The sequence below is a fragment of the Streptomyces sp. NPDC093085 genome, from assembly GCF_040683935.1.
Classification (GTDB): Bacteria; Actinomycetota; Actinomycetes; order Streptomycetales; family Streptomycetaceae; genus Streptomyces.
This window is the reverse complement of record NZ_JBFBFB010000002.1, coordinates 476,184-491,977: the sequence shown is the minus strand read 5'-3', so window position 1 is coordinate 491,977 and position 15,794 is coordinate 476,184. Positions and strand designations below refer to the sequence as shown.

Here is a 15,794-nt window from a genome sequence, read left to right as displayed (position 1 = left end):
GCGATCATGGCCGCCTCCCCGCCCGTCTCCCCACTCGCAGCGCCGCCCGCCGCAGCGGCCACCCAGACCCTCACCGTCGACCTCGCCACCACCGAGGGCCCGGTCCTGCGCGGCGCCAACGGCGCGCTCTACGGGCTCGGCGACGACGGCGTCCCGAGCGACGCCGCACTCGCCCCGCTCAAGCTCACCTCCGTCTCCCAGAAGCCGGAGGGCGGCGCCCAGCACCCCAACGGCGACGCCATCTCCGTCTCGAAGTCCTTCTTCCGCAACGGCGGCGGCGACATCCTCGTCCTGATGCAGGACATGTACGCCCAGTGGCCGTACGAGGACCTCGGCATCGACGACTACCTCACCAAGGTCGACGCGATCGCCAAGGACATCGCCAAGGCCCCCAACAGCGAACACTTCATCTATGTGCCGTTCAACGAGCCCGACCAGATCTGGTACAACCTGGGCGTCGCCGACCAGAGCACGTACGAGACCAACCGCGACCGGTTCCTCAAGGACTGGAAGACCGTTCACCAGCGCATCCGCGCCGCCGACCCGAAGGCCAGGATCGCGGGGCCCAACGAATCCTCGTACCACACCCGCCTGTTGACCGACTTCCTCACCTTCGCCCAGCGCGAGAACGTACTGCCGGACGTCACCACCTGGCATGAACTCGGCCCGGGCTCGCTCCGCGACTTCCAGGGCCACCACGACAACTACCGCGCCATCGAACGGAGCCTCGGCATCGCGCCGATCCCCGTCAACATCGACGAGTACGCCAACCGCCGCGACCTCTCCGTACCCGGCCAACTCGTCCAGTGGGTCTCGATGTTCGAGCGGAACAAGGTCTACGCCAACCAGGCGTACTGGGACGCGGCCGGCAACCTCGACGGCAATGTCGTCCGCACCAACATCCCCAACGGCGGCTGGTGGTTCTTCCGCTGGTACGCCGGGCTGACCGGACAGACCGTCCGGGTCACCCCGCCCGCCGCCAACACCGTCGACACCCTCCAGGGGCTCGCCTCCCTCGACACCGGACGCCGCCAGGCCCAGGTCCTGCTCGGCGGCGCGGCGGGCGACACCGAGGTGGCCGTACGCGGGGTCGACCCGGCGGTCTTCGGCACCTCCGTCACCGCCACCGTCGCCGAGGCCGCCTGGTCCGGATACGAGGGCCGGCACGCCGCGCCGCGCGTCCTCAGCCGTACGAAGCTCACCGTCGCCGCCGACGGCACCGTGACCGTACCGGTGCGCTCCCTGCGCCAGATGTCCGCCTACCGGGTGCTGCTCACCCCGGCCGGCACCGGCACCCCCGACGCCGCCGCCGTCCCGTGGAGCGCGTCGTACGAGGCGGAGGACGCGGCCATCACCGGCGGACAGGTCTACACCCAGGGCACCGTCTCCAACGCCAACGGCTACGCCACCTCCGGCACCAAGGACGTCGGATCGCTCAACACCGCCGCCAGCAAGGTGGAGTTCACCGTCTCCGTGCCCGCCACCGGCAGCTACGACCTCGCGATCCTCTACGGCAACCAGCACGGCACCCCGACCACCCAGCGACTCCTGGTCGACGGCGCGGAGACCGCCACCGTCTCCTACCCCTCCACCCAGAACTGGACCTACCGGGGCAAGCGCGAACTCCCCGTCCGGCTCACCGCGGGAACCCACACCCTCACCCTGGCCAAGGGCGACGGCGAGGTCACCCTCGACCGGATCGACCTGACCGCCGCCACCACCCCCTCGGCCCGCTACGAGGCCGCCTTCGCCGACCTGTCCGGCCCGGTGACATACGACTACCGCGACTCCACGGGGACCGGGACCGGCGCCGTGGTGCTGGGCACCGGCGGCGCGGCGGTCCTCGACGTCTACGCCCCGGCCGACGGCTACTACACCGTCACCCCGCGCTCCTCCGGACCTGTCAGGCTCGCCCTGCACGGGGAGAGTTCGACCGCCGCCGACGGGCAGGCGCTGACGCTCTACCTCGTCGCGGGCAACAACCGGATCACCGCCACCGGCACCACCGCCACCACGGCCCTGCGCACCCTCGATGTCACCGGCGCCGGATCCACCTCCGGGGTGCTCACCTACGAGGGCGAGCGGGCCCGACTCGCGGGCGGGGCACGGCTGGTGGAGAGCGCCTACGCCTCGGGCGGTACGTATATCGGCTGGCTCGGCAACAGTACGGCGTCCACCGCCACCTTCACCGTGGACGCGCCCCGCGCCGGCGCCTATGTCCTGGTCCTCTCGTACGCGCACAACGACCGGCGGGACAACGGCCACGCGTACAACACCGACATCCTGTCGCGCACCGCGACGGTGACCGTCAACGGCACGGCCCAGCAGGTCACCTTCAAGAACACCTGGAGCTGGGGCGACTTCTGGACCCTCGGCGTGCCGGTCACCCTCCGGCAGGGCGCCAACACCCTGACCCTGGGCAACCCGTCCGCGTGGGCACCGGACATCGACAGGATCGAACTCGCCCCGGTCCGGGGCTGAACTTCCCCCGTACGCATATCCGTTCACCCCTACACACGCACCGAGGACCGGCCGTCGCGGCCGGTCCTCGGTGTTCCGTGCGGAGCCGTACGGTCCGCCCGCGCTACTTCACCTCGGTGACCTTCCAGCGCTGGTTCGTCCCGGAGTTGGGCGTCCACACCGAGACCTTCGAACCGTCCGCCGTGGCCTGGCCGGCGACTTCGAGGAGCTGCCCGCTCTCCGCGCCGACCAGGGTGTACGTGCCGTCCCCCGTGGTCGACAGGATCCACTGGGCGGCGGCCGGCGCCCGGCCCCGGTCGGGCTCCAGCACGGCGGCGCCGTCCCGCACCGCCAGCCGCGTCTTCCGCTCGGCGTTCCGTACGACATAGCGGTCCCGGTTGCCGGTCGACCCGGACACCTTCTCCACCCGCCACCGCTGGCCGGTGTCGGCCGTGTCGGTGGTACGGATGACGGTGCCGGTGGCGTCGTCAGCGACCCCGAGGGACTTGCCACTGCCCACCCCGGTCAGGGTGTAGGTGTGTCCTGGACGTATCTCCGCGGCGCCCTTCGCCACCCCCGATACGCCCTTGACCAGCAGACTGGTCACCGACTCGGCCGGTACGGTCACCGTCGCCGTACCGCCGCGCACCGCCACCGGGGCCCGCTTGACCAGGGCGCCGCCCGCGTCCGTGACGACCGGGGTGACCGTGGCGTCCTTGGCGATCCGGCCGAAGCCGGAGAGGTCCACCGTCACGGCGCGCGGGGCCGCGGTGTCGTTGACATGGACGACGGTGGCGCCCCGGCCCGAAGCGGAGACCGCCGCCGCGCTCGTGGTGTCGTCCGTCTTCACCAGCCGGTCGCCCGGCCTGATGAAGTGGGTGAAGTTACGGGCCGTGTCGAACTTGGTGTTGGTCCGTACCGGGCAGCTCTTCAGGGTGTCCTGGGCGGTGCAGCTGAACGGCACCTGGATGGAGCCCCAGTTGCCGCCCTTCGCGGACTCGCCGCCCGGCTTCATGTTGTCGTAGTCCTCCACCGGCTGCCAGAACAGCCAGGCGGTGGGCTCCAGTTCGCGCAGGTCGTCCACGATGTGCCGGGCCAGTCCGAGCCCCGGCCGCATGCTGGTGAAGTCCTGCCCGTCGCCCCAGTCGCCGTCGACCTCGCTCATCCACAGCGGCTTCTCCGCCGCCTTGGCGAGATCGCGGACCGTGGTCCGCCCGCCGGTGCCGTACGTGTGCACATTGAGCTGGGCGACCAGGTCCCGTACGTCCTGCGGGTAGGAGCCCCAATTGCGGGCGAACGTCGTCGGGTTGGTCTCGTCCATCGCCGAGATCACCGCGTCCGTACGGGAGGTGGCGAGCTTCGCCGCGAGCGCCTTGATGACCTCCTGCTGGCGCTCCGGGCCGACATGGGCGCCCTCCTGCCGGCCGCCGACGGGCTCGCCGTCCGGGCCCAGGGTGGTGCCCCAGTAGGAGGTGTTGGGCTCGTTGAACGGGTCGAGGGTGTCGACCTCGATCCCGCTCGACTTCTCCAGCCGCTCCACCGCGCCGGTGAGATACGCCGCGAAGTCGTCCACCGAGCCGGGCTTCAACTGGTCCTGGCCGGCCTGGAAGTTGCCGGAGACGTAGCCGCTCTCGGTCATGAACCACGGCGGAGAGTTGGAGAACGCCTCCCAGTGGGTGATGTCCCGGGCGATCCGCTTCACCCACCAGCGCTGGGTGGCGTCGGCGTCGGCGTTCCAGTGGTCCGGGTTCTCCGCCGACCACCACGCGGTGTCGTGGCGGGTGGTGCCCTCCGGGGCCTTCCACCACCCCTGCACCGCGCCGCCCGCGCGCAGATAGTCCTTGACGTCCGGCGCGTTGCCACCGCCGATGTTGTACCGGGCGATGTTCAGCGCCAGTCCGTCGTCGCCGAAGACGAGCCGGGCCAGCTTCTCGCGGATCTCCGGCGGATAGCCGCCGGTCGCGTTGGCGAACCAGACCAGGCTGGTGCCCCAGCCCTCGAACTCCTGCCCCTGGTAGGAGGGGTCGGGCCGGACCGTGACGGCCGGGCCGGAATCCGCCGCCGCGGCGGCCGGCAGCGGTCCGCCGGCCAGCACACCGCCGGTGGCCAGGACGACGGCCAGCGCCGCCGGCAGATACCGGATGGTACGGGGTCGCTTCATCGTGGGGTCTTCCCTTGTCCTCGTCGCGTCATCGGGGAGAACTGCGCACGTGCCCTGGGGAGCGAGTGGGTCGCGGTGGGTCACACCTCCGTTCACGGGGGGATCCCGGGCCGGGGCCCGGCGCCTGGTCAGGCCCCGGGCCCCGGATCCGTGGTCTCGTCGGGGGCGGCGCTCAGCGGCGTACCACCGCGACCGCGCGCGGCCCGAGCACCAGGGGCCCCTGCCCCGACGGGTCCGGCCGGGTGCCGTCCGTCAGCGCCAGCAAGGTGCCCTCGGCGCCGGGGAGTTCGACAGGTTCGTCGGTACGGTTGACCAGGAACCGGTACTCGGCCTCGCCCTGTCCGCGGACCACCAGCTCGACCCGGCCGCAGGCCGCCGGGGGCAGCTCGGGGGCGACCCCGGCGCCGTCGAGGAGCCGGGCGAGCACCCCGCGCACCCCCTCGGCGCCGAGCCGGGTGGAGACGTACGCGGCGGAGCCCCGGCCCACCGGCCGCCGGGTGACCGCGGGGCGGCCCGCCTGCTCGCCACTGGTGTACGAGGCGAGCACCTCCACCGTGTCATCGGTGACCGTGACCGGGTCGGTCCACAGTGTGCCGGTGGAGCCGTCGTCCAGGGTGACCGAGGCGCCCTCGGGCAGCGGCGCGAACTCCTCGATCCGGATGCCCAGCAGCTCCCGGAGCGCGCCCGGGTAACCGCCCAGCCAGGCGTGGTCGTTCTCGTCGACCACCCCGGAGAAGTAGGTGGTGACCAGATGGCCGCCGCTCTCCACGTACCCGCTCAGCTCCTTGCCGAGCGCGCGCGGCACCACATGGAGCACCGGCGCCACCACCAGGTCGTAGCCGTCCAGCGCGCTCCCGGCGGGGACCACATCGGCCCGTACCCCCAGGGCGAGGAAGGCCGAGTACCAGTCCAGCGCCTCCTGCCGGTAGCGGAGCAGCGCGGTCGGGTGGGAATCCTGCTCGCTCGCCCACCACGACTCCCAGTCGAAGAGGATCGCGGCCCGCGCCGGATGCCGGGTCGACCCCGCCACCTCGGCCAGGTCGCCGAGGAGCGCGCCGAGCCGGCTGACCGAGCGGAACACCTCGCTGTCGGGGCCCGCGTGCGGCACCATCGCCGAGTGGTACTTCTCGGCGCCCGCCGCCGACTGCCGCCACTGGAAGTAGCAGACGGCGTCGGCGCCGTGCGCCACATGGACCAGCGCGTCCCGAGCCAACTCGCCCTTCCGCTTCGGCAGGTTGACATGCTGCCAGTTGACCGCGCTGGTGGAGTGCTCCATCAGGAACCACGGATGCCCGTCCGCCAGCGAGCCGGTGAGGTTGGCGGAGAACGACAGCTCGTCCAGGGCCTGTGGTCCCGGGTGCACGTAGTGGTCGTTGGAGACGAAGTCCACCTCGCGGGCCCACTCCGCGTAGTGCATGCCCTTGGTCTCGCCCATCACCATGAAGTTGGTGGTGACCGGGACATCGGGGGTGATCCGGTAGAGCACGTCGCGCTCGGCGCGCAGGTGCTCCTTGAGGGCGTCGGAGGAGAACCGCTTGAAGTCGAGCTGCTGGCCCGGATTGGGGTGCGAGGCGGCGAGCCGGGGCGGCAGGATCTGCTCCCACTCCGTGTACCGCTGGGACCAGAAGGCCGTGCCCCAGGCGTGGTTGAGGGCGTCCACCGTGCCGTACCGGCCGGCCAGCCAGAGCCGGAAGGCGCGCGCCGCGTCCTCCGAGTAGTCGTGGACGTTGTGGCACCCCAGCTCGTTGGAGACATGCCAGGCGACCAGCGCGGGGTGGTCCGCGTACCGCTCGGCCATCCGGGTGGTGAGCTCCAGCGCGTACTTCCGGAACACCGGCGAGGTGGGCCGCCAGTGCTGGCGGGCGCCGGGCCAGATCGTCTCGCCGCGCGGCCCGACCGGCAGGATCTCGGGGTGCAGGGTGGTGAGCCACGGCGGCGGGGACGCGGTCGCCGTGGCCAGGTCGACGGAGATACCGCCCTCGTGGAGCAGCTCCATGATCTCGTCCAGCCAGCCGAAGTCCCAGACGTCGGGGGCGGGCTGGATCCTGGCCCAGGAGAAGATGGCGAGGGAGACGATGTTCACCCCGGCCTCGCGCATCAGCCGGACGTCTTCCGGCCACACCTCACGTGGCCACTGCTCCGGGTTGTAGTCGGCTCCGTAGGCGAACCGCGGGGCGGCGGGGGCGCCGTGCGGCCGGCGCAGCCAGCGGGGCGACGGGGCGCGGGTCATCTTGCTCCTCGGGAAGATCGGGCCGGGTACGCGCGGTCCGGGCGGACCGCGCGCGCGGTACGGCGCCGGGCCGGCCCCGCCGTTCCGACCGGGCCGGGACCGCCGCCGTACCGCACGGCCGGGGTGTTACTTGGCGATGGTGAAGCCCTGCTCGGCTCCGTAGTCACGGGACTGCTTCTGCCACTGGGCCAGTCCCTCGGTGAGCGTGGTGCCGGACGCGTACGCCTTGCCCACCGTGTCGTTGAAGATGGAGTTGGCGTAGACCTGGAAGGGCAGGTACGTCCAGTCCGGCGCGACCTCGGCGGCGGAGGCGGAGAAGATCTTGTTGGCCTCCTGGCCGCCGAAGTAGTCGAACTTCTTGTTCAGGAACTCCGGGGAGTTCAGCTCGGCCGTGGTGGCGGGGAACGCCCCTTCGTCCACGCGGGACTTGACGCCCGCGCCGTTGGCCGCGTACTCGGTGAAGGCGTAGGCGAGCGCCTGGTTCTTCCCCGCCGAGGGGACCGCGAGGGAGCTGCCGCCGTTCTCGGCGCTCACCTTGTCGCCCGCCTTCCACTGCGGCAGCGGGGCGACCCGCCAGTCACCCTTCGCCGCCGCCGCGCCGGTCGACAGGTTGGTCGGCATCCAGGCGCCGGTGGGCAGGGTGGCGATGGTGCCGTCGCCCAGGCCCTTGAACCACTCGTCGGTCCAGGAGGTGACGGGCGCCAGCAGCTTGCCGTCGATCAGCTTCTGCCAGGTCTTCGCGTAGAGCGCGGAGCCCGCGTCGGTGAAGTCGACGCCCACCTTGGTGCCGTCCACCGAGTACGGGTGACCGCCGGCCTGCCAGATCATGCTGGTCGCGAAACCGGCCTCGCCGGTGTCCGCGCCGATGTACACCTTCGGGTCGGCCTTGTGGAGCTTCTCGGCGGCCGTGACGTACTCGTCCCAGGTCTTCGGCACCTCGATCTTGTGCTGGTCGAAGACCTTCTTGTTGTAGTACAGCGCCATCGGGCCCGAGTCGAGCGGCAGCCCGTGCACCCCGCCGCCGGAGGTGACCGCGTTCCAGGGGCCGGGGGAGTACGCGTCGCCCAGCTTGTCCGCGCCGAACTTGGAGAGGTCGGTGACCGACTTGGCGAGCGAGAACTGACCGAGCGCGAAGTACTCGATCTGCGCGACGTCGGGGACGCCCTTGCCCGCCGATATCGCGTTCTGGAGCGCCGTGTACTGGTCCTTGCCGGTCCCCGCGTTGACGACGTTGACCTTCACCTTGGGGTGGGCGGCCTGGAAGTCCTTCGCCACCTTCTTCATGGTGAGGTCCCAGGTCCAGACGGTGAGGGTACCGCCCTGGTCGAGGGCGGCCTTGACATCGCCGGGGCCCGTGTCCGCGCTGTCGTCGGAGGAGCCGCCACAGGCCGTCAGGGTGAGCGCGAGCGCCAGGACGGAGGCCAGTCCGGCGCCGCGCACGGTGCGGCGCGCTGTGTTGAACATCAGAGTCATCTCACTTCGTTGTCAGATCTGCTGAAGGCGGTGAAGGCGGTGAAGGCGGTGAGGGCGGGGGGTGGTGGTGCGAAGGTCACTCCTTGACGCTGCCCGCCGCGAGCCCCGACTGCCAGTACCTCTGGAGCAGCAGGAACGCGGCGATCAGCGGCACGATGGTGAGCAGCGAGCCGGTGATGACCAGGTTGAAGATGGCCTGGCCGCCGTTGGTGGCGGCCTGTTTGTTCCAGGCGTCGAGCCCCAGGGTGAGCGGATACCAGTCCGGGTCCTTGATCATGATCAGCGGCAGGAAGTAGTTGTTCCAGGTCGCGACCATGGTGAAGAGCAGCACGGTGACGATCCCGGGGGCCAGCAGCGGCAGGCTCACCGTGAAGAACGTACGGATCTCGCTCGCCCCGTCGATCCGGGCGGCCTCCAGCAGCTCCCCGGGGACCGCGTCGGCGGCGAAGACCCACATCAGATAGAGGCCGAACGGCGAGATCAGCGAAGGGATGATCACCGCCCAGGGCGTGTTGGTGAGCCCCATCTGGCTGAACATCAGGAAGGTCGGCACCGCCAGCGCCGTCCCCGGGACCGCCACCGCCCCGATGACGATCGCGAAGATGCCCCGCTTGCCGGGGAAGTCGAACTTGGCCAGCGCGTAGCCGCCGAGGACGGCGAGGAAGGTGGCACCCCCCGCGCCCACCACCACGTACAGCAGCGTGTTCAGCAGCCACCGCACGAACACACCGTCGTCGTACGTCAGTGTGTCGGCGATGTTCCCGAAGAACGCGAAGTCAGAGTCGAACCAGAGGCCCGGCGAGGTCAGCAGACCCTTCTGGGTCTTGGTGGAGTTGATGAGCAGCCAGGCGAGCGGCACCAGCGCGTAGAGCAGCACCAGGCCGGTGAGCACGGTGAGCAGCACACTGCGGCGCGGGTGGTTGACACTGTGCCGGCGGCGCGGGGCCCGGAGCGTGGCGGCGGACCTCCGGGCGGGGGCGGCGGTCCGCTCGCCGGGTGCCGCGGCGGTCGGGGCGGTGGCTCCCATCGTCACGCTTCCTTTCGCATGCCGCGGAGCTGCACGACATAGGCGATGACCATGGTGAAGAGCCCCATGATGATCGCCACCGTGGCCGCGTAGTTGTGCTGCTGGCCGGAGAAGGCCAGCGAGTACGTGTAGTAGTTGGGCGTGAAGTACGTCGTGATGGCGTTCGGCGCCAGCTTCTGGAGGATGCTCGGCTCGTTGAAGAGCTGGAAGCTGCCGATGATCGAGAAGATGGTGGCGATGACCAGCGCGCCCCGGATCGCGGGGAGTTTGATCGAGCGGATGACCCGGAACTGCCCCGCGCCGTCGATCTCGGCCGCCTCGTAGAGCGAGTGCGGGATGACCCGCAGCGCGGAGTAGAAGATCAGCATGTTGTAGCCGACGAACTCCCAGGTCACGATGTTGCCGATGGAGGCGAGCACCAGATCGGCGGAGAGCGGGTTCGGCAGGTCGACGCCGAACGTCTCGTTGATGTCGCCGATCAGGCCGAACCTGGGCCCGTACATGAAGCCCCACATCAGCGCGGCGACCACGGCGGGCACCGCGTACGGCAGGAAGATCGCGATCCGGAAGAAGTCCCGGCCGAAGAGCCGCCCGCTGTCGATGGCCAGCGCGACCAGCAGGGCGATCCCCAGCATCACCGGCACCTGCACCGCGAGGAAGGCGGTCACCCGGCCGAGCGCGGACCAGAACTGCGGGTCCTCCATCGCCCGCCGGTAGTTGTCCAGACCGACGAAGGCATTGCCGCCGACCAACTGGTTCCGGAACAGGCTCAGATAGAGCGAGTACGCGATCGGCGCCAGGAAGACCAGGGCGAACACCGCCATGAACGGGCCGATGAAACCCCAGCCGATCCAGGACCGCCGGTGCTTGATGCCCTGGGGAGGGGCGGGACGCCCCGCCGCGGAGGGCGGTGACAAAGCCGTCATGACTGGTTCCTCGCTGGTCGTCCACTGCCATCCGGCACCCGGCAGCCGGAGGGGAAACGCGCGTAAACAAGCCACCGCCGGAAGCCCCTCCGGCCGACATGTTTACGTAAACATCTGTTGATGGGATGCTTACATTGGGTGCTGGAGGGCGTCAAGATTCCCGGCGGAACCAGTTTTCGCCGAAGGGGGCGCCGACTACACGGGGTGAGGGCAGGGTGAAGGAGATCGCTGACAGCGTGGACAGCGCGGCGACGGACGACCGGTCGCCGCAGGCCGGGGCGGTTCGCCCGGCGGCGGCCGGGACGAGCCGCCCGGCGGTCGGCGCGCCGCGCCGTCGCAGAGTGTCCATGGCGGATGTCGCCCGGCGCGCCGGGGTCTCCTCACAGACCGTGTCGCGGGTCGCCAACGGCCACCCCGGCGTGGTGGACACGACGCGGGAGCAGGTTCTCGCCGCGATGAAGGAGCTGGGCTACCGGCCCAACAGCGCGGCCCGCGCACTGAAACGGGGCGAGTTCCGCACCATCGGCATCATCCTGTTCACCCTCTCCACCACCGGCAACGTCCGTACGCTGGAGGCGATCGCCACCTCGGCGGCGCAGCAGGGGTACGCCACGACGCTCCTGCCGGTCGCCATCCCCACCCAGGATCAGGTGCGGGGCGCCTTCACCCGCCTCGGCGAGCTGGCGGTGGACGCCATCATCGTGATCATGGAGGTCCATCTGCTGGACGCGGCCACCATCTCGCTCCCGCCCGATGTCGGGGTCGTGGTGGTCGACTCCAACGCGGGCGACCGGTACAGCGTGGTCGACACCGACCAGGCGGGCGGCGCCCGGGAGGCGGTGCGCCATCTCCTGGACCTCGGCCACCGTACGGTCTGGCACCTCGCAGGACCCGAGGAGTCGTACGCCGCCCAGCACCGCGCCGACGCCTGGCGGGCCACCCTGCGCGCGGCGGGCCGCGAGGTCCCCCCGCTGCTCCGCGGCGACTGGTCGGCCGAGTCGGGGTACCGCGCCGGGCAGCGGCTGGCCCGGGAGCCCGGGTGCACGGCGGTCTTCGCGGCCAACGACCAGATGGCGCTGGGCCTGCTGCGCGCGCTGCACGAGGCGGGCCGCGCGGTCCCCGGGCAGGTCAGCGTGGTCGGCTTCGACGACATCCCGGACGCGGGCTCGTACGTACCGCCGCTGACCACCGTCCGCCAGGACTTCGCGGAAGTGGGCCGGCGGTGCGTGGAGGGCGCGCTCCGCCAGATCAGCGGTCAGGGGGAGGAGCGCGGGACCACCCTGGTCCCCACCCGCCTGGTGGTCCGCCACAGCACGGCGGCCCCACCGGCGGGCGTCTGACGGGGCCGGGGCCTCCCGTACGGGCGGGAAGGGTCCCGTACGACCGGGAAGGGTCCCCTTGCGACCGGATGGTCCCCGTACCGCCGTACGGGGACCATCCGGCCCCGACAGGGCGCCGGGCCCCGGGCGTTCAGCCCCCGAGTTCGGGGAAGTAGGCGCTGCCCTTCCTGATGAAGTGGCCCGCGTACCCGCCGCCGATGAAGTTCCGCCGGCGGAAGGTCGCGGTCCGGCCGGTCGACAGGTCCACCACCACCGGCCGCGCCATACAGGCGAAGTCGTTGCGCTGCTTCTCCTCGGCCCAGGCGAGCGCGGCCGGATCGACCTGCTCGGCGACGAGGACGGGGAAGACGCCCACCCCGTTCTGGAGGCCGACCGGGAGCCCGCCCTTCTTCTCCCGCGCGTACCGCAGGCTCTGGGTGGTGAACCCGGCGATGGTCGAGATGCCGACCACCGGGACCGCCGTGGCGATGGTGAAGAGATGGAGTTTGGTGGCCATCCAGCGGAGCCGGAAGTCCGCGCGCCGCCCGACGAGCACGGGCGCGCCCGACCAGTTGTCCTGGTAGGTGGTGCACCCGTCCGCGGCCAGCCGCTCGGCGAGGCCGTTCAGATAGGCCGAAGCCTGTTCGGTGGTCATCCCGGGATCTTGTCAGGTCCGCGACGGCCCCCCGCTCGGGGGTCCCCTTGGGGCCCCCGGTCCCCGGCCCCCCGAGGGGTCCCCGGATCCGGAGCGGCGTCCCGCCCGGAAGCTCTAGCATGCGGAGATCCACCGGGAGACCGACTTCCGGCGGGCCGACGGCGAGAGGGGCGGGCATGCGCGCGCGGCAGTGGACCGGGGTCGTGACGTACCACGGTGAGGGGCCCGGCTGGGACCCGTACACCGGGCAGCTCAGAGTGGTCGACATGCTCGCGGGTGACCTGCTCACCTTCGACACCGACGGCGCGGGCGGCTACGCGCGCCAGCACCTCGGCGAGGTCGCCGCCGCCTGGCGCCCCCGGCGCGCCGGGGGAGTGGTCGCTGCGGTCGAGCGCGGCTTCGCGCTGATCGCGGCGGACGGCACCGTCACCCGGGGCGAGGAGCTGTGGCAGGACGCCGGGATCCGGATGAACGAGGGCGGCTGCGACCCGGCCGGCAACTTCTACTGCGGCTCGATGGCGTACGACACCCGCCCCGGCGCCGGCACCGTGTACCGGCTCGCCCCCGGCGGCGAGGTCTCCGTCGTCCACTCCGGGGTGACCATCTCCAACGGGCTGGTCTGGGCGGCGGACGGCACCTTCGCGTACTACGTCGACACACCCACCCAGTGCGTGGCGAAGATCCGCCTCGACCCGGAGACCGGCCGCTTCACCACCCCCGAGCCCTGGGTCACCGTCGATCCGGCCGACGGCGCGCCCGACGGCATCGCGCTCGACGCGGAGGGCGGCGTCTGGGTGGCGCTCTGGGGCGGCTCGGCGGTCCGCCGGTACGCGGCCGACGGCACCCTGGACGCGGTGGTCGAGGTCGACGCGCGCCAGGTCAGCGCCTGTGCCTTCGGCGGGGACGACTACCGGCGGCTCTACATCACCACCTCCCGTCAGGACCTCCCGGAGGGCGCGGACCCGGCGGCGGGCGCGGTCTTCACCGTGGAGCCGGGGGTCGCCGGGCGCGCCCCGCTGCCGTACGCGGGCTGACCCGGCCGGAGCCGTACCGTACGGGGCGCTCAGAGGCCGGGGGCGCCCCAGACCGGGAACCAGCGGGCGAGATCCCGCTCGATCCGCAGATCGTCCCCGAGAACCGCCCTGACCTGGAGCTCGCGCTGGTTGTCGCGCTTCTCGCCGGCGCCGGGCAGCGGGGCGAAGGGGTAGAAGGTGCCGCGCTTGTAGAGGTAGACGAGGGCGAGCGGGCGGTGCTCGGCGTCCTCGAAGCCGAGCAGCGAGCAGAGCAGATGGGGGCCGAACCCGCCGTCCTGGAGCAGGGTGTTGACCGCGTGCAGGTCGTTGACGAGCCCGGCGGTGTCCTCCGGCGGGCGCTGGGCGAGCAGCCAGGTGTAGCCGTACGTGTCCTCGCTGAAGGTCACCGGCGTACCGGCCCGCGCGCGCTCGCTGTCCGCGTCGAGCAGCTCCGCCACCTCGCTCCGGATCCGGCTGAAGCCGCCGCCCTCGACGCCCGCGAAGCAGACGGAGCCCCGTCCCGTGGGGGTGAACCCGGCACCGGCCTGGAGGGTGAGGGCCGCTGACGGCAGGGAGAAGAGCTGGTCGAGGTCGGGGCGTACGGGCTTGGAGCGGCCGAGGATGGTGTCGAGAAGGCCCACGGGGTTCGGTTCCTCACAGAGGGGGTAGAGGGGTCGGTTCCGTACGGAAGGATCGGTTCCGTACGGAAGGGGGCAGAGCGAGGGGACGCCGGAGCTGCGTTACGGGCGGGCGAGGTCGGCGGAGATCCGGGCGAGCTGCTCCAGCCGCTGTTCGAGCGTCGGGTGCGAGGAGAGGAGCTGTCCCAGGCTCTCCTTCGAGGCGAGGGCGGGGACGAAGAAGAAGGCGTTGAACGGCTGGGCCTTGCGCAGGTCCTCGGTCGGGATCCGGGACATCTGGCCGCTCACCTTGGTCAGCGCGGAGGCGAGCGCCGAGGGGCGGCCGGTGAGCAGCGCGGCGGCGCGGTCGGCGGAGAGCTCGCGGTAGCGGGAGAGAAGCCGGGTCAGCAGGAAGCCGATCACATAGACGACCGCGCTGACCAGCGGGACGATCAGGATCAGCAGCCCGGCGGGACCGGCGTTGCGGGCGTTTCTGCTCAGTCCGCTGTAGAGCGCCATCCGGGTGATGAGGCCGGCCAGCACGCCGATGAACGAGGCGATGGTCATGACGGCGACATCGCGGTGCGCGACATGGGACATCTCGTGCGCGAGGACGCCCTCCAGCTCCTCGGGCTCCAGCCGGCGGAGCAGCCCGGTGGTGGCGCAGACCAGTGCGGTCTTCTCGTTCCTGCCGGTGGCGAAGGCGTTGGGGATGTCGCTGTCGGCGATCGCGACCCGCGGCTTCTCCATGTCGGCCAGCGCGCAGATCCGGTCGATGGCGCCGTGCAGCTCCGGCGCCTCCTCCGGGGTGACCTCGCGGGCGCCCATGCTGAACGCGGCGATCTTGTCGCTGAACCAGAACTGGACGACGAAGAGGCCGCCGACGAAGATCAGGATGACCGGCCAGGCGTTGCTCGCCGCGCCGACCAGCACGCCGACCAGGACCACGTAGAGCAGCCCGATCAGGAACATGGTGGTCACCATGCGTGTGGTCAGACCGCGGTCCGGGGCGTAACGGTTACGTGCCATCGTCGCCTCCACTCTCTCTGCTCTCCTGCCATTTTCCTCCCATCGTCGTGAAACGGAGTAAGGGGGGTGTATGGATGTTCGACCGAGGGGGGCGCGCGGTGGCGCACTGCGGTACGAGGGGGGCTCGTGCCGCGAGGGAAAGTGCCCCCCGTGCTACGAGTCGAGTCCTTCTCACGGGATTGATCTGCGCAATGGCCTGTATGCGGCGCTAATAAATGACCATCATTTCATTGGGTAGACGGTGGGACTAGGGAGGTGGCGCCATGATCCGGGTTCATGTGGTGCACGGGGTGGGGTTGTTCCGTTCGGCGCTGGTGGCGTTGTTGCGCACCGAAAAAATGTTCGATGTTTCGGCGGCGTCCGGACGTACCGCATTACGGGGTCCGTACGGTGTTCCCCCGCATGTCTATGTGGCCGATATCGACTCCCTGGATTCCTCGGAGTACCGGGAGAGAGCCGGCGCCACCCGCGATGACCTGGGGTATGAACCGGCGCTCCTGGTTCTCGCCGCGGTCCGGAGACCCGGATCTCTCCGCAAGGCTTTCGACGCGGGAGCGCTGGGATACGTCAACAAGGACGGGGAGCCGGGACTTTTGATGGATGCCATCCACAACGTCGCACGCGGTGAGCGATTCATCGACGAATCGCTCGCCTTCGATTTTCTCCAGGCCGGGAAGATACCGCTCACCCCGAGGGAACTCAGCGTTCTGTCGATGGCGGCGGAAGGAGCCCCGATCGAGGACATCGCGAGATCGCTCCATCTCTCCCAGGGCACGATACGGAACTATCTGGCCGCCGCGATACGGAAGACCGGCGGCAGAAACCGGATGGACGCGGTCCGGATTTCCCAGGGCGCCGGGTGGCTCTGAGACTCAGGGGCCCTC

General features: G+C 70.9%; 12 protein-coding genes. 4 read left to right on the top strand and 8 right to left on the bottom strand.

Translation table 11 applies throughout. The annotated features are described in order from the left end of the window. Positions 1 to 6 precede the first annotated feature (6 nt). The gene (locus tag AB0O07_RS08880; RefSeq protein WP_365630288.1) at positions 7 to 2,481 is read left to right on the top strand and encodes a CBM35 domain-containing protein; all 2,475 of its coding nucleotides are present in this window, start codon (positions 7 to 9) and stop codon (positions 2,479 to 2,481) included. 103 nt (positions 2,482 to 2,584) lie between these two features. Here the strand turns inward: AB0O07_RS08880 and AB0O07_RS08875 are convergent, their stop codons facing one another. The 5 genes from AB0O07_RS08875 to AB0O07_RS08855 all read right to left on the bottom strand — a co-directional run bounded on the left by AB0O07_RS08875 (position 2,585) and on the right by AB0O07_RS08855 (position 10,277). Further along, on the bottom strand, positions 2,585 to 4,621 hold the full coding sequence (locus AB0O07_RS08875; protein WP_365629228.1) for a glycoside hydrolase: 2,037 nt from the start codon (positions 4,619 to 4,621) through the stop codon (positions 2,585 to 2,587). Between the two features lie 172 nt (positions 4,622 to 4,793). Next, positions 4,794 to 6,851, bottom strand: a complete 2,058-nt coding sequence (locus AB0O07_RS08870) for a beta-galactosidase (protein WP_365629225.1) — start codon at positions 6,849 to 6,851, stop codon at positions 4,794 to 4,796. A 126-nt stretch (positions 6,852 to 6,977) separates the two neighbouring features. Then, positions 6,978 to 8,315 carry a sugar ABC transporter substrate-binding protein gene (locus AB0O07_RS08865; protein ID WP_365629223.1) on the bottom strand — a complete coding sequence of 446 codons (1,338 nt, stop codon included), beginning with the start codon at positions 8,313 to 8,315 and terminating at the stop codon, positions 6,978 to 6,980. Positions 8,316 to 8,400: 85 nt separating this feature from the next. Next, entirely contained in the window at positions 8,401 to 9,351 is a 951-nt protein-coding gene (locus tag AB0O07_RS08860; protein WP_365629220.1) for a carbohydrate ABC transporter permease, read from the bottom strand. A gap of 2 nt (positions 9,352 to 9,353) precedes the next feature. After that, positions 9,354 to 10,277, bottom strand: a complete 924-nt coding sequence (locus tag AB0O07_RS08855) for a sugar ABC transporter permease (RefSeq protein WP_365629217.1) — start codon at positions 10,275 to 10,277, stop codon at positions 9,354 to 9,356. 347 nt (positions 10,278 to 10,624) lie between these two features. Here AB0O07_RS08855 and AB0O07_RS08850 point away from each other — a divergent pair, with 347 nt between their 5' ends. Further along, positions 10,625 to 11,617 (top strand): LacI family DNA-binding transcriptional regulator, encoded by a 993-nt coding sequence (locus AB0O07_RS08850; protein ID WP_365630285.1) that lies wholly within the window; start codon positions 10,625 to 10,627, stop codon positions 11,615 to 11,617. Between the two features lie 130 nt (positions 11,618 to 11,747). Here the strand turns inward: AB0O07_RS08850 and AB0O07_RS08845 are convergent, their stop codons facing one another. Further along, entirely contained in the window at positions 11,748 to 12,251 is a 504-nt protein-coding gene (locus AB0O07_RS08845) for a levansucrase (protein WP_365629214.1), read from the bottom strand. Between the two features lie 176 nt (positions 12,252 to 12,427). Here AB0O07_RS08845 and AB0O07_RS08840 point away from each other — a divergent pair, with 176 nt between their 5' ends. Beyond that, the gene (locus AB0O07_RS08840; protein WP_365629211.1) at positions 12,428 to 13,285 is read left to right on the top strand and encodes an SMP-30/gluconolactonase/LRE family protein; all 858 of its coding nucleotides are present in this window, start codon (positions 12,428 to 12,430) and stop codon (positions 13,283 to 13,285) included. A gap of 29 nt (positions 13,286 to 13,314) precedes the next feature. Here the strand turns inward: AB0O07_RS08840 and AB0O07_RS08835 are convergent, their stop codons facing one another. Together AB0O07_RS08835 and htpX are read right to left on the bottom strand one after the other, a co-directional pair. Then, positions 13,315 to 13,905, bottom strand: coding sequence for a hypothetical protein (locus AB0O07_RS08835; RefSeq protein WP_365629208.1), 591 nt, complete (start codon positions 13,903 to 13,905; stop codon positions 13,315 to 13,317). A gap of 99 nt (positions 13,906 to 14,004) precedes the next feature. After that, positions 14,005 to 14,910, bottom strand: a complete 906-nt coding sequence (gene htpX / locus AB0O07_RS08830; RefSeq protein WP_365629205.1) for a zinc metalloprotease HtpX — start codon at positions 14,908 to 14,910, stop codon at positions 14,005 to 14,007. A 263-nt stretch (positions 14,911 to 15,173) separates the two neighbouring features. On the opposite strand from htpX, the gene AB0O07_RS08825 reads away from it, so the two are divergent. Continuing rightward, a complete protein-coding gene (locus AB0O07_RS08825) occupies positions 15,174 to 15,779 on the top strand; it encodes a response regulator transcription factor (RefSeq protein WP_365629202.1) in 606 nt (201 codons plus the stop codon). The last annotated feature ends 15 nt before the right edge of the window (positions 15,780 to 15,794 follow it).

Bases quoted from the DNA above. Each gene is read 5' to 3' on its own strand.
- AB0O07_RS08880 (WP_365630288.1), top strand. From the start codon at position 7: ATGGCCGCCTCCCCGCCCGTCTCCCCACTCGCAGCGCCGCCCGCCGCA.
- AB0O07_RS08875 (WP_365629228.1), bottom strand. From the start codon at position 4,621: ATGAAGCGACCCCGTACCATCCGGTATCTGCCGGCGGCGCTGGCCGTC.
- AB0O07_RS08870 (WP_365629225.1), bottom strand. From the start codon at position 6,851: ATGACCCGCGCCCCGTCGCCCCGCTGGCTGCGCCGGCCGCACGGCGCC.
- AB0O07_RS08865 (WP_365629223.1), bottom strand. From the start codon at position 8,315: ATGTTCAACACAGCGCGCCGCACCGTGCGCGGCGCCGGACTGGCCTCC.
- AB0O07_RS08860 (WP_365629220.1), bottom strand. From the start codon at position 9,351: ATGGGAGCCACCGCCCCGACCGCCGCGGCACCCGGCGAGCGGACCGCC.
- AB0O07_RS08855 (WP_365629217.1), bottom strand. From the start codon at position 10,277: ATGACGGCTTTGTCACCGCCCTCCGCGGCGGGGCGTCCCGCCCCTCCC.
- AB0O07_RS08850 (WP_365630285.1), top strand. From the start codon at position 10,625: ATGGCGGATGTCGCCCGGCGCGCCGGGGTCTCCTCACAGACCGTGTCG.
- AB0O07_RS08845 (WP_365629214.1), bottom strand. From the start codon at position 12,251: ATGACCACCGAACAGGCTTCGGCCTATCTGAACGGCCTCGCCGAGCGG.
- AB0O07_RS08840 (WP_365629211.1), top strand. From the start codon at position 12,428: ATGCGCGCGCGGCAGTGGACCGGGGTCGTGACGTACCACGGTGAGGGG.
- htpX (WP_365629205.1), bottom strand. From the start codon at position 14,910: ATGGCACGTAACCGTTACGCCCCGGACCGCGGTCTGACCACACGCATG.
- AB0O07_RS08825 (WP_365629202.1), top strand. From the start codon at position 15,174: ATGATCCGGGTTCATGTGGTGCACGGGGTGGGGTTGTTCCGTTCGGCG.